The organism is Rhizobium sp. Root274 (assembly GCF_001429245.1).
In the GTDB taxonomy this organism is placed as follows: Bacteria; Pseudomonadota; Alphaproteobacteria; order Rhizobiales; family Rhizobiaceae; genus Allorhizobium.
In genome coordinates, this window is record NZ_LMJE01000011.1 from 40398 (window position 1) to 59939 (window position 19542).

17 protein-coding genes and 3 pseudogenes are annotated in these 19542 nt (G+C 62.9%); 12 read left to right on the top strand and 8 right to left on the bottom strand.

Features of this window, described 5'->3' with window-relative positions; genetic code table 11:
- The first annotated feature begins 7 nt into the window (after positions 1–7).
- Both ASE36_RS22340 and ASE36_RS20615 read left to right on the top strand, forming a co-directional pair.
- Positions 8–416 (top strand): annotated as a pseudogene (locus tag ASE36_RS22340) (DUF3085 domain-containing protein).
- 98 nt (positions 417–514) lie between these two features.
- Positions 515–5608, top strand: a complete 5094-nt coding sequence (locus ASE36_RS20615) for a helicase-related protein (RefSeq protein WP_062284644.1) — start codon at positions 515–517, stop codon at positions 5606–5608.
- Positions 5609–5653: 45 nt separating this feature from the next.
- On the opposite strand, the gene ASE36_RS20620 is transcribed toward ASE36_RS20615, so the two are convergent.
- Positions 5654–5950 (bottom strand): type II toxin-antitoxin system RelE/ParE family toxin, encoded by a 297-nt coding sequence (locus ASE36_RS20620; RefSeq protein WP_062284646.1) that lies wholly within the window; start codon positions 5948–5950, stop codon positions 5654–5656.
- Complete coding sequence (locus ASE36_RS20625) at positions 5947–6213, bottom strand: type II toxin-antitoxin system ParD family antitoxin (protein ID WP_062284648.1); 267 nt, start codon at positions 6211–6213, stop codon at positions 5947–5949. Before ASE36_RS20625 ends, ASE36_RS20620 begins: the two co-directional genes overlap by 4 nt.
- Before the next feature lie 367 nt (positions 6214–6580).
- Here ASE36_RS20625 and ASE36_RS20630 point away from each other — a divergent pair, with 367 nt between their 5' ends.
- The 6 genes and pseudogenes from ASE36_RS20630 to ASE36_RS20660 all read left to right on the top strand — a co-directional run bounded on the left by ASE36_RS20630 (position 6581) and on the right by ASE36_RS20660 (position 12883).
- Positions 6581–8338: a ParB/RepB/Spo0J family partition protein gene (locus tag ASE36_RS20630; RefSeq protein WP_062284650.1), complete on the top strand. Its 1758-nt coding sequence runs from the start codon at positions 6581–6583 to the stop codon at positions 8336–8338.
- Between the two features lie 97 nt (positions 8339–8435).
- Positions 8436–8912, top strand: coding sequence for a hypothetical protein (locus ASE36_RS20635; RefSeq protein ID WP_062284652.1), 477 nt, complete (start codon positions 8436–8438; stop codon positions 8910–8912).
- Positions 8909–9792, top strand: a pseudogene (locus ASE36_RS20640) (DUF7007 domain-containing protein). The gene ASE36_RS20635 and the pseudogene ASE36_RS20640 overlap by 4 nt, the downstream one beginning before the upstream one ends.
- A 38-nt stretch (positions 9793–9830) precedes the next feature.
- A pseudogene (locus ASE36_RS20645) lies at positions 9831–10094 on the top strand (hypothetical protein); the annotation flags it as partial.
- A gap of 978 nt (positions 10095–11072) precedes the next feature.
- Entirely contained in the window at positions 11073–11660 is a 588-nt protein-coding gene (locus ASE36_RS20655; protein ID WP_062284654.1) for a hypothetical protein, read from the top strand.
- Between the two features lie 296 nt (positions 11661–11956).
- Positions 11957–12883: an ArdC family protein gene (locus tag ASE36_RS20660; RefSeq protein ID WP_062284656.1), complete on the top strand. Its 927-nt coding sequence runs from the start codon at positions 11957–11959 to the stop codon at positions 12881–12883.
- A 3-nt stretch (positions 12884–12886) separates the two neighbouring features.
- On the opposite strand, the gene ASE36_RS22910 is transcribed toward ASE36_RS20660, so the two are convergent.
- The gene (locus ASE36_RS22910) at positions 12887–13063 is read right to left on the bottom strand and encodes a hypothetical protein (protein WP_200945199.1); all 177 of its coding nucleotides are present in this window, start codon (positions 13061–13063) and stop codon (positions 12887–12889) included.
- A 453-nt stretch (positions 13064–13516) separates the two neighbouring features.
- Here ASE36_RS22910 and ASE36_RS20670 point away from each other — a divergent pair, with 453 nt between their 5' ends.
- From ASE36_RS20670 to ASE36_RS22920, 4 genes are all read left to right on the top strand, one after another.
- Positions 13517–13825, top strand: coding sequence for a DUF736 domain-containing protein (locus ASE36_RS20670; RefSeq protein WP_011427435.1), 309 nt, complete (start codon positions 13517–13519; stop codon positions 13823–13825).
- Positions 13826–14146: 321 nt separating this feature from the next.
- On the top strand, positions 14147–14311 hold the full coding sequence (locus ASE36_RS22915; protein WP_200945200.1) for a hypothetical protein: 165 nt from the start codon (positions 14147–14149) through the stop codon (positions 14309–14311).
- A 321-nt stretch (positions 14312–14632) separates the two neighbouring features.
- Positions 14633–15124, top strand: coding sequence for a hypothetical protein (locus ASE36_RS20675; RefSeq protein ID WP_062284659.1), 492 nt, complete (start codon positions 14633–14635; stop codon positions 15122–15124).
- 270 nt (positions 15125–15394) lie between these two features.
- Positions 15395–15568: a hypothetical protein gene (locus ASE36_RS22920; protein ID WP_200945201.1), complete on the top strand. Its 174-nt coding sequence runs from the start codon at positions 15395–15397 to the stop codon at positions 15566–15568.
- A gap of 36 nt (positions 15569–15604) precedes the next feature.
- On the opposite strand, the gene ASE36_RS20680 is transcribed toward ASE36_RS22920, so the two are convergent.
- The 5 genes from ASE36_RS20680 to traC all read right to left on the bottom strand — a co-directional run bounded on the left by ASE36_RS20680 (position 15605) and on the right by traC (position 19353).
- Positions 15605–15859 (bottom strand): WGR domain-containing protein, encoded by a 255-nt coding sequence (locus ASE36_RS20680; protein ID WP_062284913.1) that lies wholly within the window; start codon positions 15857–15859, stop codon positions 15605–15607.
- Positions 15860–16054: 195 nt separating this feature from the next.
- A complete protein-coding gene (locus ASE36_RS20685) occupies positions 16055–16636 on the bottom strand; it encodes a thermonuclease family protein (protein WP_062284661.1) in 582 nt (193 codons plus the stop codon).
- Positions 16637–16867: 231 nt separating this feature from the next.
- Complete coding sequence (gene traG / locus ASE36_RS20695; RefSeq protein ID WP_062284665.1) at positions 16868–18844, bottom strand: Ti-type conjugative transfer system protein TraG; 1977 nt, start codon at positions 18842–18844, stop codon at positions 16868–16870.
- Complete coding sequence (gene traD, locus ASE36_RS20700; protein ID WP_062284667.1) at positions 18837–19052, bottom strand: type IV conjugative transfer system coupling protein TraD; 216 nt, start codon at positions 19050–19052, stop codon at positions 18837–18839. Before traD ends, traG begins: the two co-directional genes overlap by 8 nt.
- Before the next feature lie 4 nt (positions 19053–19056).
- Entirely contained in the window at positions 19057–19353 is a 297-nt protein-coding gene (traC, locus tag ASE36_RS20705; RefSeq protein WP_062284669.1) for a conjugal transfer protein TraC, read from the bottom strand.
- Positions 19354–19542 lie beyond the last annotated feature (189 nt).

Sequence of the window (19542 nt, forward strand, 5' to 3'; positions counted from 1 at the left end):
TGGAACCATGCTCACCTTTCCGCTTGCATCCGTGCGCGAGGTGATCGCGCACGGCCGGGCCGATACGCAAGCCAATGGCGGCTTTCGCAACCCCTATTATGGACTGAAGCCTGGCAAGGACGAGCAGCCGGGTCTTTGGCTGGTCGGAGATCAGGGGTCTATCTTCTTTCGAACGGCAAGCTTGCCGGCGGCCAGAACCCCTTGTCGTCTATGCCGAGGAATGCAATCCGGCCACCAACGACGACTGGTTCGAGGTCAAGCGCCGGACGTTCGGTGGCGACGACGGCGTCGATTTCCTTGATGCCCGGCAGTTGGAGGCGATAATGGCGGCAAGCCCGGACGCCACGCATCGCTCTCGTGACCGACACCATGCAGTTGTTCTTGACCGGGCGCGACTAGCGCTCGGCCGGCCGTAGCCGCGCCACCCCTGCAGGCGGCGCCCTCTCCACCCCTTTGCGTTCCCTCGGCTGCCCCTTGCGGCGGATCGACGACGCGCGCTCACAAGGAGCTTTCGATGAGCAACGATCCCTTCACCCTCGATATATCAGGCAGCAGCGCATTGTCGTCGGGACTTGGTCTTGGCGTTACCGCGTTCGGCGGTTTTGCCGCCAATGACGACGAACCCGACCCGACCCCGCCCTCTCCTGCGCCGGCTCTGCCGGTGACCAGGCGCTCGGACCCGCGAAAGCAGGGTCAGCGTGCCAATTTCTACCTCGACGACGGGGATCGCGAGCTCGCCGCGACCTGGAAAGATCGGGCGCGGATCAACGTCGCGGCGATCCTCACGGCCAATGAACTGGAGAAGCTGGACTTGCCTGCAACTCCGGAAGCCCAAGCGAGGCTGATCCGCTTCACCGGCTTCGGCGCCGGCGAACTGGCGAACGGCATGTTCCGACGGCCGGGGGAAGCCGACTTTCGCACAGGTTGGGACGATCTCGGCAGTTCGCTGGAAACGGCCGTCAGCGATGGCGATTACGCATCGCTCGCCCGTTGCACGCAATATGCCCACTTCACCCCCGAATTTGTCATCCGGGCGATCTGGAAGGGCCTGCAACGCCTCGGCTGGCGCGGCGGCCGCGTGCTGGAGCCAGGGATAGGAACGGGCCTGTTTCCAGCGCTGATGCCTAAACAATATCGCGATGTGAGCTACGTCACTGGCATCGAGCTCGATCTTGTCACGGCCCGCATCGCACGATTGCTGCAGCCGAAGGCACGGATCATCAACGGCGATTTCGCGCGCACGGACCTTAATGCGATTTACGATCTCGCAATCGGCAACCCGCCTTTTTCCGATCGGACGGTTCGCTCCGACCGGCACTATCGTTCGCTGGGGCTCCGCCTGCACGACTATTTCATCGCCCGGTCAGTCGATCTCCTGAAGCCGGGCGCCCTGGCCGCCTTTGTCACCAGCGCCGGCACGATGGACAAGGCCGATCGCACCGCACGCGAGCATATTGCCAAGTCCGCCGACCTGATCGCGGCAATCCGCCTGCCCGAGGGTAGCTTCCGCCGCGATGCCGGCACCGACGTGGTGGTCGATATCCTCTTCTTCCGCAAGCGAAAGACGGGCGAACCGGAACGCAACCTTTTGTGGCTCGACCTGGAGGAGCTACGACCCGCGACCGACGACGACGGTGCGATCCGCGTGAACCGCTGGTTCGCGCAGCACCCGGAGTTGGTGCTCGGTGATCATGCCCTCACTTCAGGTCCATTCGGCGAGACCTACACATGCTGGCCTCGCGTCGGCGCCGAGCTTGAGGCGGCGCTGACGGCAGCCATCGCTCTTCTCCCGGGAGACCTCTATGACGGCGAGCCGACCGCAATCGACATCGACCTGGAGGACGAGCTCGGCGAGATCGTCGATCTTCGTCCCGACAATGCGAAGGCGCGCGAGGGCAGCTATTTTGTAGATGTCAGGCATGGTCTCATGCAGGTTGTCGACGGTGAACCGGTCACGGTGCAGGTTCGCAAGGCCCGCAGCGGCGAGGGAATTTCGGAAAAGCACGTCCGCGTCATCCGCAAGCTGATCCCGATCCGCGATGCCCTGCGCGAGGTTCTGAAGGCTCAGGAGCTGGACCGCCCATGGCGCGAGCTGCAGGTGCGAGTGCGGATCGCCTGGTCGAGCTTCGTCCGCGACTTCGGGCCGATCAATCACACGACGGTATCGATCAGCGAGGATGAGACGACGGGCGAGGTTCGCGAAACCCATCGCCAGCCCAACCTGCAGCCCTTCCGCGACGATCCCGATTGCTGGCTGGTCGCATCGATCGAGGATTACGATCTCGAAACCGACACCGCCAGGCCCGGTCCGATCTTTTCTGAACGGGTCATCGCACCCCCTTCCCCGCCGATCATCACCTCAGCCGCCGATGCGTTGGCCGTGGTGCTCAACGAGCGCGGGCGCGTCGACCTCGATCATATCGCCGAGCTTTTGCATTGCGACACGGATGCGGTTCTCGATGCGCTCGGGGACACGATCTTTCGCGATCCCGCCGACGGTTCCTGGCAGACTTCGGACGCCTATCTCTCCGGCGCCGTGCGCACGAAGCTCGGTGTTGCGGAAGCCGCCGCCGTGCTCGACGCCGCCTACGAGCGAAACGTCCGGGCGCTTCAGGCGGTTCAGCCGGCCGACCTCCGCCCGTCCGATATTACCGCTCGCTTGGGCGCGCCGTGGATCCCGGCAGCCGATATCGTCGACTTCGTGCACGAGACGATGAGTGCCGAGATCAAAATCTACCACATGCCGGAACTGGGCTCGTGGACCGTCGAGGCCCGGCAGCTCGGTTGGACGGCCGCCGGTACATCGGAATGGGGCACCGACCGCCGCCATGCCGGCGAGTTGCTTGCCGATGCGCTGAACAGCCGGGTGCCGCAGATCTTCGACGTCTTCAAGGATGTCGACGGCGAGCGGCGTGTGCTGAACGTCGTCGACACGGAAGCCGCCCGTGACAAGCTGCAGAAGATCAAGCAGGCCTTCCAGGACTGGGTCTGGACCGATCCGGATCGGACCGACCGGCTCGCGCGGGTCTACAACGACCGCTTCAACAATATCGCGCCGCGAAAGTTCGACGGTTCCCATCTGAAACTTCCCGGCGCCTCTGGCGCCTTTGTTCTTTACGGGCATCAGAAACGCGGCATCTGGCGGATCATCTCGTCGGGTTCCACCTACCTTGCCCACGCCGTCGGCGCCGGCAAGACGATGACGATGGCTGCCGCGATCATGGAGCAGCGCCGGCTTGGTCTGATCGCCAAGGCGATGCTGGTCGTGCCGGGACATTGCCTGGCCCAGGCGGCGCGCGAGTTTCTCGCTCTCTACCCGAATGCCCGTATCCTCGTAGCCGACGAAACCAATTTCACCAAGGACAAGCGGGCGAGGTTCCTCTCCCGCGCCGCCACGGCGACGTGGGACGCGATCATCATCACCCACTCCGCCTTCAGGTTTATCGCGGTCCCGTCCGTCTTTGAACAACAAATGATCCAGGATGAGTTGCAGCTCTACGAGGACTTGCTCACCAAGGTCGACGGCGAGGATCGAGTCTCAAGGAAAAGGCTGGAGCGGCTCAAGGAAGGCCTCAAGGAGCGGCTCGAGGCGCTGTCGACCCGCAAGGACGATCTGCTGACCATTTCCGAAATCGGCGTCGACCAGATCGTCGTCGACGAGGCGCAGGAATTCCGCAAGCTTTCCTTCGCGACAAACATGTCGACGTTGAAGGGTATCGATCCGAACGGCTCGCAGCGCGCCTGGGATCTCTATGTCAAATCGAGGTTCATCGAAACCAGGAATCCAGGGCGCGCGCTTGTGCTGGCCTCCGGCACGCCGATCACCAACACGCTCGGCGAGATGTTCTCGGTGCAGCGGCTGCTCGGGGCCGACGCGCTGCGCGAGCGCGGGCTACATGAGTTCGACGCCTGGGCCTCGACCTTCGGCGACACCACGACGGAACTGGAGATCCAGCCATCAGGCAAATACAAGCCGGTCAGCCGGTTCGCGAGCTTCGTCAACGTGCCCGAACTGATCGCGATGTTCCGGTCCTTCGCCGACGTGGTGATGCCAGACGATCTCCGCGAATACGTCAAGGTGCCCAATATCTCGACAGGCCGGCGGCAGATCCTGACGGCTAGGCCGACCCAGGCGTTCAGGAACTATCAGGCGATCCTCGACGCCCGGATCAAGGCGATCGAGATGCGCGAGGAACCGGCAAAGCCCGGCGACGACATCCTGCTTTCCGTCATCACCGACGGGCGCCATGCGGCAATCGATCTCCGTCTGGTCGACGCGGACAATGACAACGAGCCGGACAACAAGCTCAACCTGCTCATCCAGAATGCCTACCGCATCTGGCGGGAGACCGCACAGAGCACCTATCTCCGCCCGGACGGCAAAGCGTTCGATCTGCCCGGCGCGGCCCAGATGATCTTTTCCGATCTCGGCACCATCAACGTCGAGGCGACGCGTGGCTTCTCGGCTTACCGCTGGATCAGGGACGAGCTGGTCCGCCAGGGCGTTCCCGCTTCGGAAATCGCCTTCATGCAGGACCATAAGAAGACCGAGGCCAAACAGCGTCTGTTCGCCGACGTGCGATCCGGCAAGGTCCGCTTTCTGATCGGCTCGTCTGAGACGATGGGAACGGGCGTGAACGCGCAGCTTCGCCTCAAGGCGCTGCATCATCTCGATGTCCCATGGTTGCCGTCACAGATCGAACAGCGCGAGGGCCGGATCGTGCGCCAGGGCAATCAGCACGATGAAGTCGATATCTTCGCCTATGCCACGCAAGGCTCGCTCGACGCCAGCATGTGGCAGAACAACGAACGCAAGGCCCGCTTCATTGCGGCGGCACTTTCCGGCGACACCTCCGTTCGCCGGCTCGAAGATCTCGGCGAAGGGGCCGCCAACCAGTTTGCGATGGCCAAGGCGATCGCGTCGGGCGACGAGCGGTTGATGCGGAAGGCAGGTCTCGAGGCGGACATCGCACGTCTCGAGCGGCTGCGCGCCGCCCATGACGACGATCAATATGCGGTGCGCCGGCAGATCCGTGACGCCGAACGCGATATCGAGATCTCTGAGCGGCGGATTGCGGAAATCGGCAAGGACATCGAGCGCCTTGTTCCGACCGCGGCCGACGCCTTTGCCATGACTGTCGTCGGCGAGGCTTTCGACGAGCGGAAAGCCGCCGGTCGCGCCTTGATGAGGGAAATCCTCACCCTTGTTCAACTCCAGCAGGAGGGCGAGATCGTCATCGCCTCGGTCGGAGGCTTCGATCTCGTTTATTCCGGCGAGCGGTTCGGCAAGGGCGACGGTTATCGCTACACGACGGTCCTCCAGCGGACCGGCGTCGACCAGGAGATCGATCTGGCCGTGACCGTGACGCCGCGTGGCGCCGTGTCGCGCCTCGAACATGCGCTCGATGGTTTTGACGGCGAGCAGGATCGCTATCGCCAACGGCTGGAAGACGCACATAAACGCCTTGCCTCCTATCACTCGCGCGAGGGTGCTGCCTTCGCGTTTGCCGAGGAATTGGCCGAGACGCGCCGACAGCTAAGGGCGGTCGACGAGGCGCTAGCGCAATCCGCCCGCGATGATGATGAGCCGCAGAGTGAAACCGCCTAGATCTGCTCCTTGAGCAGCCAATCGCCTCAGACCGGCCGGCCCAAACTAATCACCGAGCAGAATGGCGCCATAGTCGGTGGCGCCATGCAGCACATGGATGATGACCACCTTCACGCTCTCTACGCGGTAGAAGATCAGGTAGTTGCCGTGAACGCGCCGGCGGATACCGTGGTGCTCGTAGCGGGGAACGAGGGCGAACCCGTTCGGACTATCGACGAGATCCTCACACTTGCTGCGCAGCTCCTGGACGAATGAGAGGGCGCGCCGGGGATTGTCCTGAGCGATATAGTAGGCGATTTGCTCGAGATCGTTTTCCGCCTCGTAGGAAAACTCGAGGATCATGCCGATTTTTCGGCCTTGTCAGCCATCGCACTGTATTTGGCCTCGAGTCGATCGAAGACATCGCTCGCCGGCTTCGTTCGGCCGGCGTCCGCATCGGCGATGCCGCGCATGATGGAAGCATCCAGCGCGGCGAGACGGGTCTCGCGGTCCTGGACCAGTCGCACACCTTCCCGCAGAACTTCGCTTTTTGAGCCATAACGACCGGTATCGACGAGTTGCTGGATATAGCTTTCGAGCTGCTTTCCCAGATCGGCACTGATCATGCTGTTCTCCATCCGATGTGACGAAAGACATGATAGGCTCTTTATCAACTATTATCAATCCTCGTCGCAATCACCCGCATTCCCGTTGTAGCGGTAAAACAGGAAGAGGAAATGGAAGATAAAAGGGAAGGAACCCCGCTCGCAGATCGGTCCGCCGGTGGCCGCTTCCGCTCAACCGCCGTCTCCGCATCCCGGCCACTCGTGCTTCGCAGGGCTATCAGCCCCGCTCGTCCTTCGCGGCAGCGATGCTCGACCGCAGTTGCCCCCGGTCGCCCCGCTCCGCGGTCCGGAAGGTGTCTTCAGGAAAGAATGAAGACAGGAAGGACCGGCAGAAGCCGCGTCCCAGATCCCGGAAAAGGAGCATCCCATGTATCTCATGAAGGTCGATCCGCGTGCGCTGAAGGACAACCCCGACAACACCCGTCAGTCGAAATCGACGCCGCAGGCAGACGCCCTACTGCTGGCGACGATCAAGGCCGTCGGTGTCATCCAGCCGCCCGTTGTCTTCCCGGAGCGCGATGGCGGAAATGGATTTATCATCGAGGCCGGTCACCGGCGTCGACGCCAGGCTGTCGCCGCAGGCCTCGAAGAGATCGATGTGCTGGTGGTCGAGGCCGCCAACGACAACGGCGCCATGCGCTCGATGGTCGAGAACATCGCGCGCGAGCCGCTGAACCCGGTCGACCAATGGCGGGGGATCGAACGCCTCGTCGCGCTCGATTGGACCGAGGAAGCCATTGCGGTCGCCCTGACCCTACCGGTGCGGCAGATCCGCAAGCTCCGCCTTCTCGCCAATGTCCTTCCGGCCATGCTGGATCACATGTCCAAAGGCGACATGCCGTCAGAGCCGCAGTTGCGCACGATCGCGGCCGCCGCAATCGATGAGCAGAAGGAAGTGTGGAAGGCGCACAAGCCGAAAAAGGGCGACACGGCGTCGTGGTGGTCGGTTGCCAATGCGCTTTCGAAGAAGCGGATGTACGCCAAGGATGCCAGCTTCAGCGACGACCTGCGGGAGGCCTACGGTATCGAGTGGGTGGAAGATCTCTTTGCGCCGGCCGACGAGGACAGCCGCTACACGACCAATGTCGAGGCCTTTCTCGGTGCGCAGCAGGAGTGGATGACGATCAACCTGCCGAAGAAGGGCGCGATTGTCGAGGTCAACAACTATGGCCAGCCGGAACTGCCGAAGAAGGCTGAGCGTGTTTACGGCAAGCCCGGCGGGGGCGACAGCACCGCCATGTATCTCGATCGCGAGGGCAAGGTGCAATCGGTCCACTACCGGATGCCGGAAGCCAGGAAGCCGAACGGGCAGACCGATTCGTCTTCCGATGGTTCGATTGGGCCTGATGATGAGGTAATTGCCGTCTCGAAGGCACGCCCCGACGTCACGCAGAAGGGCCAGGACATGATCGGCGATTTCCGCACCGATGCGCTTCATGAGGCGCTCGGCCGCGCGCCGATCGAGGACGACATGCTGATGGCCTTGCTCGTGCTCGCCTTCTCCGGCCAAAACGTTCGCGTCGACTCCGGTGCCAACGACAACGTGTTCGGGGCCAAGCGCATGCAACGCCACGCCGCCCGGCTCTTCTCCGAAGATGGCAGGCTGTCGTTCGACATGGAGACGGTTCGGGTCGCTGCCCGGTCCATCCTGATCGAGGTTCTGTCCTGCAGGCGCAATATCTCGAACAGCGGTGTGGTCTCGCGCATCGCCGGTGAGGCGATCGGCGCCGACGGCTTCCTGCCGAACATGGGGACGGAGGATTTTCTCGTGTGCCTGTCGCGCCAGGCGCTCGAGACGGCAGCGAAGGAGGCGAATGTCCATCCCCGGCCGCGGGTGCGCGAGACCCGCGCGGCGCTCGTCGACCACTTCAAGGAGGTCCAGTTCGTGCATTCGGCGGCCCTCTTCACGCCGGATCCGAAGGACGTCGCCGACCTGATGAAGCATGCCGACCACCTCGATGATGGTCGCGACGACGACCCTGTCTGCGGCCCGGGCATCGATCAGGATGCTTCCGCATCCGCCGTTGCTGATCCGGATCTCGGGCAGTTTCGAGAACCGGCAGGCGAATCCGTGGATACGGCTTCGGACGAGGACGAAACTGCCTACGGGATTGCGGCGGAATAGTCGCCTTTTCCAAAACTCATATTCATCGATATTCGCCGCCGGCCATCACCGGCGGCGCTTTCGTTTCCATCATCCGCAGAATTGAAGGAGAAAGCACATGTCTGCGTCCTTGATCTATGACCTCGCCCCGATCGGCTCCATCGTCGCCTGGTCGGACGGCACACCGCGCCCGTCGGAGCGCCACAAGAAGAAACTGGCGGCCTGGGAAAACCGCAACAGCAAGGGGCGGTTGATCCGCAAGCAGGGCAAGCGCGGCGTCGGTAGTGTCAGCCTGTCGCCGGATTTTACCCTGCACGAGGGCGACTTTGGCGCAGGCGGCGTGATCGCCATCCGCATCCACCGGACCTTCTCGCTTGACAGTGAGCTATCGTTCAAGGTCATCGAACGCCCCGCTCTCGGATCCATTCGTGTCTTCGACCGCGCCGGGTCGCACGCCGAACTCGTCCACCTCGCCGGGGATCGGCAGGCGGCCGAGGAGTGGCTGACCCGGCACGGCTATCCCCATGCCGTGCTCGAGGAGGTGACTGCCAACGAGGTTGCCGCCGATCATGTCGATGGGAGGGCTGCGGCATGAACATTCCGCTCTCGCAAGCCTTCAAGTCCTCCACCCCTGAGCCTTCAGGGGTGGGTTTGGCCGAAGTGCCGACGGCATGCCTGTTGCGCGCGTCGGCGACCTCTTCTTCGCCATGGTGCCGGCGCAGGATAACCAGTATTTCCTCGCCAGCGCGTGGCGCGTGTTGCGACCCCTTGCAGACCTGAAACGCGATGACTTCTATTCGCATAATGGTTCCGTTGAAGACGAAGCGGCCTTCCGAAACCGCATGTTTGAACAGGCAGCACATTGCCGCGAGCTCCAAGCTCTCGCTCGACGATCTGTCCGCATCAATTGCAATACGCCCTGGGGCGCCTCCCAGGGTGCCACCGTCTATGCGGACGGAATCGTCTCCCACACCACAGCTGGGCATGGCGGCTTCAAACTCTCGGTCGCGCGCAACGCCACCGTCCATGCGATGTTGCGGGCAGACGGCGGCTGGTACGAGGAAGACGCCGCCTGGGCGATCGTGGCGCTGACGTTCCCGGATCTGTTCACGAGCTATGAGCGCAAGTGCGCCGACAAGAAGCTCCGCGACTCCTGGCCGGATGCCTGCGAAGCGATCCACGGTCGTTCGCTCCTGCCCGGCGAATCCCATGAGAAGGATGGACAAGCGTTCGCGCGCGTGCATGCCGGGGACTAGATCGTTATCTCAGCACTCCGTTCGGATCATCATCCCGGCATGACCGAGGTGATTGCGACCATTGGCGGAAAGCGCGACGAACGGGCGGAGGAACGCCGTTTTCTGGTGCCGAGCGACGACTACGACGTCGGCCGGTTTGGTTTCGTCATCGATGAGACGAAGCACGTTGCCTATGACGGCCCGTCGAGCTTCGCCAGCGGGCGTGGGAGGACCTCGTAATGTCCCGTTCCGCAAAACACGCGGCAGAGCTTACCCGCATGGAAGCAGCAAGGCGGCAGACGCAGCATCAGCTGGACCTGATCGACCGCCAGATCACGCGGCGAATGACCGCGCTCATCCCGCTGCTCGGCCGGCGTCAGCCGGGCTACCGCCACGGAAAGGCGCCGGCATCAGGCGCCTTCCTAGAACGCTATCGCGCCAATCTCGCGGCACTGACTGCCGAGCGCCAGCCGGAGGTCGATGCGCTCACGCGCAAACTTTCCCGGCAGGACGCCGCCATCGCGGCTCTCCAGGCACGTCACTGGCCGCGGAGGACGGGAGTTTTAGCTCAATGGCAGGGGACGCCCATGAGCACAATAGGTGAACTCGAGCAACGGGCGGGCATCGGCCCCTCACCCCAGGACCGGACAGCGTTCTGGATCCAGTTCCATCATCTCGAGGGGGCCGAATGCCTGAAGGCCCGTGTGGCGGAGCTCCACAGGCTGATTGCCGAAAAGGAGGCGACGACGACCGCAGCAAGCAAGGTGGCAGCAACGCGGCCCAGGCGGGAAAAGCTGCCGCCGCTGACCGCAGAGGAGGAGCAGGTCATCCAGGCTTATGCCGTCAAGCACGGCCGGCGGTGGAAGAGCATTCTGAACCGTGTCTGGATGGGCGGCCCGCCCTATGACGACGGTGGCACGTTGCGTCGTTTGCGCAATTCCCATGGTCCGTCCTGGCTTCACGCTTATCGTCTGCCGAAGCCACGCCCTGACGAAAACGCGGATTCGCATCGCCAGCCGGACGCACCGGAAACCTGATCCGCCGGTCGGCGCTTGGGGTTCCCGCGTCCAGTCCAGACCTGCGATCCCAAATCCCGCTCCCGCCTCCCTGGCGGTTGAGTGCGAGCCTGGTCCGCGCAGTGGCACCCATCGTGCGATTGCTCGCACCAGGCGGAGTCAGAGGGTTGCGGCTCGCCGATGGCCTCGTGTTCAATGAGTTCCCCTGCCGGACCAGTTCCTTGCCGGCCTCCCCTTCGGTTTTGCTGCGGTCTGAACCGGCGGCCGTCCGTTTCAAGGCCGCTATCGCGCCGCGCGGCGGCCGGACCGCGCCGTCCTCTCCAAAGCAGGGCCGCGTGCTTCGCGAGGTCAGGATGACCTGCTCCACGCGCATCCCGGCTTTGCTCGTCCTGGCGGGCCCGGACCCTGAAACGCCCGTCTTCCACCGGCTCCTTTTGACCGCACCGAAGGGCAGACCGGCACGGGCCGGAACCGCTTCGGAGGAAACCCTGAAAGGAACAGCCCATGGCCAAGCCCGCAACCCAATCCCGCCAGCCCGCCCGCGTCGTGCAGCTTCGAAAGGGCGCCACGATCGAAATGGTCCGGCTCACCTGCCCGGATGCCGCCCAGGCGATGCTGATTGCCGAAAGCTTCGGCACGGCGGTGATCGACGGCGACGGGATCCGTGACCTGCACGAGCGCCTGATTATCGAGACGGCCGACAGCCTCTCGGACGGCCTCGGCGAGCGGGCGATGCAGATCCATCTCCAGCGCATCGTCGGAGCCTACGTCGGCTCCGCGCATGGCGCCGGCCAGTTCTACTCCCGCGCCGTCACAGAGGCCCGCGACGCCACCGCCAAGGCGGCCAATGACGCACGCGACGAGGATCTCGACGGTCCGGTCGGATACGACAGCGCCGCCCAGCGCAAGCGTGAATTCGCAGCCGACATGGGCGTCCAGGCCCATTCCCTTAGGATGGCCGCGGAAGGTGCCGTTGTCGCCTACGAGCAGATCGTCGGCGAGGTCTGGAAGCCCTTCGATCGCCCGGTCGAAAATCCTGGCGCATCGCTCGACCGCAAGGCCGCGGCAGCACAGATGGCTGCGTTCGATTGACCGCAGCGGGCGGGGCTTCGGCCCCGCCATTTCTTCTCTTTCCGATCGATAGCTGGCCCCCGGAGCCAGCTTTTTGCATGTCGCAGGCTAAAGAAGGAAGGTTGCCAGCTTACCCGCCATCGCGGGACCCGTCCGGCTTCGGTCCTGCCGGGGTCGGGAATTCAGGCGCAAGGGCTCTGCCCTCCTCCACTGACGTTCCGGCGCTTGACCAGCGTGCGCCATCCCCGCAGCCCCGGCCTTCGGACCGCCGTCACGGGCCGCGATCGGCGCGGTCTCGCAAACGGAGGTATAGAAAAATGAGCAGGAAACCAGAAACGCAACGTGCAGACATCTACAGCCGGATTACCGATCGGATCGTCGATGACTTGGCCCGTGGCGTCAAACCATGGATGAAGCCCTGGCACGACCGGAACATGCGAGAGCGGATCACGCGTCCGCTGAGAAGCAATGGACAACCCTACTCGGGCGTCAACGTTCTGCTGCTGTGGTCGGAAGGCATGGCCCGGGGCTTCTCGTCGCCGATGTGGATGACGTTCAAGCAGGCGCTGGAGCTCGGGGCCGCAGTCCGCAAGGGTGAAACCGGTTCGACCGTTGTTTTCGCCAGTCGCTTTACCAAGACGGAAGCCGACGGTAGCGGCGTTGAGGTCGACCGGGAAATCCCGTTCTTGAAGACCTACACAGTTTTCAATGTTGAGCAGATCGACGATCTGCCGGAACATTATCACCATCGACCGGCGCCGGATGCCGATCCTGTCACACGGATCGAGGTCGTCGATCGCTTCTTCCGGAACACGGGCGCGGTCATCCGCCACGCAGGAAACCAAGCCTTTTTTGCCCCGTCCAGCGACCACATCCAAATGCCTCCGTTCGAGAGCTTCAGGGATGCGGCCAGCTACTATGCCACGCTGAGTCACGAGGCGACGCATTGGGTTGGCGCTTCGCATCGCCTGAATCGCGATCTCAGCCGTTACAACAAGGATCGGTCGGAGCGGGCGCGTGAGGAGTTAATCGCCGAACTCGGCAGCTGCTTCCTATGCGCCGACCTTGGCATTGTACCGGAGCTCGAGCCTCGGCCCGATCACGCGTCCTACCTTGCCTCGTGGCTGAAGGTGCTTTCCGAGGACCGGCGTGCAATTTTTCAGGCGGCAGCGCACGCGCAGCGGGCAGTCACCTTCCTGCACGATCTGCAGCCTGGTGCAGCCGAGGAGAAAGTCGCGGCCTAGAAATCAGAGTCGGTCGTTGTCGCCGCCAACGGTCGGCACCTGTCCCGGCTCGCCTTCCGTAGGTGCGCCCTGATCTGGTGTGAGGTCCAGCTTGCCCCAGATCGAGGTTCTGCGGTCGGTCGGTTTGAGCTTTCGGGACTGCTTGATTTCGACGGTAAACGGCTTTGTCTGCTGACGCATATATCCTCCAGGCGACGAATCGCCAGCACACGATACCGGGTTGGTTGCTGGAGGCAACTTCAGGCGGGCGGGTCCGTCGCTACCGAATTGGGGCCTGACATTGCGACAGAGAAACGGTTCGATCGTAGCAATGTTGCGCTTGGGCGAGGCGATGGCAAGTTGCCATCACCGCGTTCCTCTTGATCCGCCGGCATAGGCCACGTCCTCCGCGGGCTCGATGAGGCATGTCTGATCGGAGAGCGGCTTCGCCTCGATCGTCCTCCCGCAACGGCCGTCCAAAACTTTCTTCCCCTGAGCGCTCAGGCGCTCATTCCTCGCGAAGCAACAAAGTTTCTCCCGGCCGCCCTCCACCTTGTTCCGGCCCCCTGGGTGCGGTCCAATCGTCCCCGATCCTTGCGACAGCCATCGAGGCCGCGAAGGGCGCGGCCCGAAACCAACGAAAGGAACACGAAAATGGCAACCATCGGCACCTTCACCTCCACCGAAACCGGCTTCAACGGCTCGATCCGCACGCTTGCCCTCAACGTCAAGGCCCGCATCGCCCGCATCGAAAACCCCTCCGACAAGGGGCCGCACTACCGCATCTACGCCGGCAATGTCGAGCTGGGTGCGGCCTGGCAGAAGCGCTCCGAGCAGGACCGCGACTACCTCTCGGTCAAGCTGGATGACCCGAGCTTCCCCGCGCCGATCTACGCGACCCTCACCGAAGTCGAAGGCGAGGACGGCTACCAGCTGATCTGGTCCCGCCCCAACCGGGACTGAGACTCGGGACGGCCCCGCCGCGAGGCGGGGCCAATCGTCCGAATTGAGAAGCCGGGAGCGGGCATCGAACCCGCTTCCGGCTTTTCTGGTGCCATACGGAACCGGAAATGTCTGCTCAGATCGCTCCAGTGTGCCGTGTCGGCATGTCGGCCTCGAGGACGGGCGGTCAACCCCCAATTTTGCCTCCGCTCCGGTTCCCGCCGCTCCGACAAAATCGGCTCCCCCGCCCGCCGCCGCTGGCGGTCGCTTGCGCGCTCCTTGACCCCGCCATCCCGCCCCGCCCCGCGTCGTCGTCTTTCACGAACTCAAGGAGATGAGACGATGACTATCGAACAGCACATCGAGGAGCTGCGGCTGGAGCTGAAGAGCGTATGCGATGCCGCCGAGCGCCGCCAGATCGAGACGGAGCTCGAACTCGCTGAAGCCAATCTGGCTGTCATGCTTGCCGAACAGGAGGGCGCCGTCGAAGCCGAGCCGCCCTTCTGAGGCGGCTCTTTCCTTCTGGTATGTGAGCCGGACCGGCGTCCCCGGCTGTCAGGGATTTCACCCCTCAACGCTCCCCTCCGGCTCTTGCCGGATACGGTCGCGGCCCCTGCGGGCCCGCGGGTTTCTTCTCTCTATGACGTCCTAATTTACTCCAGCAAATCCGGCGTAAAGGACGGCGCGGTCTCCCCCAATTTTCCGCCGCTGCGTTGCACTTCTCTTCAGAAAAATCGGTTCCCCCGCTTGCGAGCCGCGTTCCGCGGTCCTTGACCCCTCTTTGCAACAGAGTGGCCGATCTCCATCATCAACGAAGGAGATCACATTATGACAACCGATCAGAACCTCATGCTCTACACCAGGCTTTCCGGCTTCCGGATCGTCGTCCTCGCAAACCGGTTCGGCTGTGAGACAGACTTCACGCGAGCTCTCCACGATCGCCTGCTAGAGGCGCTCGAAGCCGGAATTGGTCGCGTGCGGACCATCATGGCGTCGGAGCGGAGCGTTCTCACCGGTGACGACGAGTTCGCCGAGTATCAGCTGGAGGGGGAAACTGAGATTTTCGGGCGCTTTACCATCACCTTGCTGGACGATCTCGAAACCGATTTCGACACGCACGAATACCGCATCAACGACGGTGACTGGATCAATGCTCTGACGGCGGACTATACCGGCGTCGATATCGGCTATCCGGAAATGGTCGCGCTGACCGTCGACGAGTTCGGCTCACTTGCGCCGATCATCAAAAATATCAAGCGCGAAACCGGGATCACGGTAAATGCCTCGCGTGTCGTTTTCGCCCGGTGCGGAGGATCCTGATCCTCCGGCGTGGTCTCGATCGAGATTCTGAGGAACCCGCCGCGCTCTCCTTCCGAGCTGCTGTCATCTCTCATCGGGATGTTGCAGCCCGTCCGTCACGACGCAACCTGCCGCCGCCAGAATTTTCCCCGCCGCCTTGCTGCTCCTCGCGGATCAAAATTCAGTCGCTGGCAGGTCCTCCACCTTCGTTCCGGCCCCTTGGGGGTGCGTCCCTCCTTTCCGGTCTGCCGACTATCCCCGCGATGTCAGCATTTCGAAAGGAGAAACAACATGCAACAGCTCGCTCAATTTCTCGCCGCCACCGGCCGCCGGCTCCGCACGCTCGGCAAGGTGCTCAGCCACTTCTTCCGCAAGGGGAAGCTTGGCCTGAAGCTCGCGATCAAGATCCCGTTCTTCGTCGAGATCGAAGTATCCTTCGAGACCGACTGGAACCGACGCCGATGAGGTACGCTTTGGCCCCGCTTCGGCGGGCCTTCTTTCCTACGTCGACATCACGCGCGGCCGGTAACCGCGTTTTCGTTTCTGTCGGAGAAGATCGAGGAACAGGTGAACAGCTTCCTCTTCCCGCCCGAAATGGTGGACCATCACCTGTCCCTTGCTTCCAATCCTGCCCCACTTTCGAAGCAGGCAGATATCCCCGAACAGGTTCGGTTCGATCGACATGGCGTAATAGCGGGCCATGTTCTTGGAGGCGTCCGAGCGCTCGACGTAGAGATGGTAGGGCTGCGAGATCATGAGAGAAGAATCGCTGATCTCTGGAATCGCGTCCAACGACAGTTATGAATCGGTCGGGGTGGATTGATTCAGATCTGTGATGAAACGCGAGTGGTGGGCTTGGGCGAGACGCCTTCGGCGCACGGCTCTACTCGCTTACGCTCCCCGAACCCGCGAGACGGTTTCGGCCATCCGGTAACGATCCTCTCGCGGTTCTCAGCCGCACCATCCTTGTCTTGCGCCGTCCCAGCGCCTGGCGAGGCCCTCGTCAACGAGAGCGTCTCCGAGCGAGCGCCCTGCCCGCGTGACGGTACGCAGCTTGCGGCCATATTTGTCTTCGTCGCGCAACCCGGCTGAAAGCGAGAACTTGCCACCATTCAGCAGCGCGAGCAGACGTGATTTCGCGGCTTCGCCTTTGATCCTTTCCGCCTCACACCGCGGTGGGCTGAGTTCCGGCGTGTCGATATCCGCGATGCGGATTTTCTCGCCCCGGAACCAGAACGTATCGCCATCGACGACGCAGTTCACGTGGCGATCGACGCCGCAGATCAAGAACGCGGCCGACAGTGGATCTGATGTCGGTGTTTTGGCCGCAGCCAGGAGCCCGGAGAGATTGTTGGCGCCGCCGAAGGCAAGCCAGCCTCCCGTAGCAATGGTCATTGCGCAGAGGATCGCGATCAGTGATTTGCGCGGGCGGCTCGGCCCCGATCGGGGTGACTTTCCCTGCCCGCGATTTCGGTCGTTCCTGCCGCCGGTCTGCCGCGGCTTTCTGAACGGAACCACATTCGATTTCGTCACCCTCGGTCCTCTCCTCTTTGCCTCAACCTATCTCGGCTTCGGTTTCATCTGCGTTTACGGGCAAGACGATCTTTAGGCGGTGTGCAGGAGCGGCGCGCAGTCGGTCCCGCCTCCCCTTCGGGCCACTATGTTGAGGCTCCTGCGGCTGCGCTGTTTCCCGCTCCTCACACAGCGAGAATTCCCGAAATCCCGCCCTGTCGGTCGTCGCTATGCTGATTTCTCCGATACTCTTCATTGTCCTGGATCGGCCTTGCTCGCTGCGCTGCGCGCCGGCTCGATCCCAGAGGGCCCAGGCGTGTTTCCAAGCCTGTGAAACCTGTTCATCCCAACGCAGGCTTTCATATCGTCGCGCCGAAACCAGATCGCGCGGCCGCACCTGAGCGGCGCGTTGCCCGCCGTGAAGACGATCTGCTCGTCCGCTCGCATGCGAAGAACTTCGTGCGGCTGGATCAACGGCCGCGCGGCCAGTTGCTTCGATCGCGTGCGCGACGATCCTCTCGCCTGGGAACTGCGGCTGATCTGGTCGATCTCGACCGTCGTCATGCCGCAGCGACGCGAGATGTAGTCGGCCGTTTCCGGATCATTGATCGCCGCGAAACTGATCCAGCTCGCGCTCTCGAACCATTTGCTGGCGGCATCGCGGCCGCCATAGGTTTCGCGCATCTGGCCGATCGACTGATAGATCATGACGAGCGTGATGCCGTATTTCCGGCCGGCGTCGCGCGCCGTCTCCAGGATGCGCATGTAGCCCAGCCGCGCCACCTCATCCAGGAGGAACAGCGACCTTCCGCTCATCGAGCCATCGCGATTGTAGATCGCGTTCAGGAAGGAACCGATGATGACGCGCGCCAGGCCCGCATGCGTCTCCAGCGTCTTGAGATCGATGTTGATGAAGACGTCGGTGTTTCCAGCTGCTAGGTCGATTGTCGAAAACGTCTTCCCCGACACCAATGCGGCATAGTTCGGATAGGAAAGCCAGTGGGTTTCCTTGATCGCATTGGCATAGACGCCGGAGAACGTCTCCGGGGTCATATTGACGAAGGCCGCCACATTTTCCTTCACGAACTCCGAGTCCGAATTGTCGTAGATTTCCTGCAGGCGCTGGCGCAGCTGCGGCTCCGGTTCAGAAAGATTGGCGCGCACCTGGCGAAGCGTCTGGTTCTCCTTCTCCGTATGTCCGGACAGGCAAACGTCGGCGATCATCGCGGTCAGCAATTGCAAGGCCGAGGCACGGAAGAAGTCGTCGCGGACGCCGCGCGTCCCGCCGCTATCGCTCATGATCCAGGAGGCGACGGAGGCGATATCCTCTTCCTTGGTGCCGCCGAACTGTCCGATCCAATCAAGCGCATTGAAGCCGGTTTCCGGTTTTTTCGGATCGACCACGAACACGTCGCGGTCCGCGCCGGTGCGATGGGCCGAGACCATCGGCGCCACCTCGTTCGACGGATCGAGAACGATCAGCGAGCCACCCCATTTCAAGGCTGTCGGGATCGTTACCGACGTCGTCTTGAACCCACCGGAACCAGCGAACACGATACCATGTGACGAACCGAACGAGCCGTCGAAGCAGAGCAGCGGCGACTTGCCGCCGCTCCCCCATGTTTCGGAATTGTCGGCCCGAAAGGAGCGCTCCGCAACGCTGTCCCTATCGACACGGTATCGTTCGCCAATCACGATCCCGCCTGTTTGGGAGAACAGCTTTTCCGCATCGGCAAGCTTCATCCAATCGGCCTCGCCGTGAAGCGCTTGCTTGCCGCGGATGCGTTTGGGCTCGGCACTGGCGAATGCCGCGTTGCCGACCAGCGCGACGCGCAGGGCGAAGCAGGTCGCCATCGCCGCAGCGCCCGCTCCAATCAGCGTGGCGGGATCGACATAGGCGAGAATGGACTTGCCCGCCCGAACTTGGTCCGCGAGTCCCGACAACCTGATCGTTTCGCGAAGCGCGCCAATCAGGATCGTTGCCACGCCGCCGGCGACGACGCCCCATCCTGCCGCCTTGATCCTGATCGAACCGGCGCTCGCAAACAGGAAGACGATGGCAATGAGCGCCGCCGTCAGATAAGGCAGAGCGATCCCGGCTCGACCGAGCGTCTGCCGCGCTGCCTCCGTCTTTCCGAAGCCGGACAGCCAATGTTCGATCCCGGTCATGCCGATCGTGACCGGGATCATTAATGCGACGGGCGCGATGAATAGCAAAAACCTATTCATCGGTTTTCCCGAAGGCCTCCGCGCCGATCGCCAGCAGCCGCGATCGTTCTGTGTCGTCGCATCTCAGGCGCTGGCTCAGATCGATCAGCGCGCCGAGCAGAAGCGCGCGCTTTTCGTAGCGAAGGCCGGCTTTGACGATGAGGCCGCCAAGCTCGATCTTTTCCCGGGTGTCCTTTTTGCGAGCGTCGGATGTCATGGTGCGGCTCATGCGCTCAAGCCTCGCCAGACCCGCCCGCAGCCGCGCCAGACGCGTTCTGCGTGGACGGTCCGCTGCTTTCGCCGGCGCCTGCCCCCCTCTTGCCTCCGCTCGAACGAACCTCGCCTCCGCGAAACCGTTTCATCAGATCCTCGAAAGCGGCCTGCAGCTCCGCCTCGTCGACTTCGATTTCGCCGAGGCCCGCCTTGAGGGCGATCCGGCCGACGCGCTCCGCCTCACGGGTCTCGGCGGCCTTGAGCTGCTCCTGGAGCTTGGCGATTTCGTCGCGGATCTTGGAGGATGGTTTCTTCATGTCCGTAGTCTCCCTTGGGTGAGAAAGCTTGCCTTTCGAACCCAGTTTTCCGGAGATGAGTGCGGAACGCACTACTGTGAATCCTACAATCGCCAAGGCGCAAGCTTTGGTGAATGATCCCGGCCGTTCCGAAGGAGCGGATCCGAAGGGCGCAATTATACGTCGCTGACGCGACGCCCTTGCTTGAGG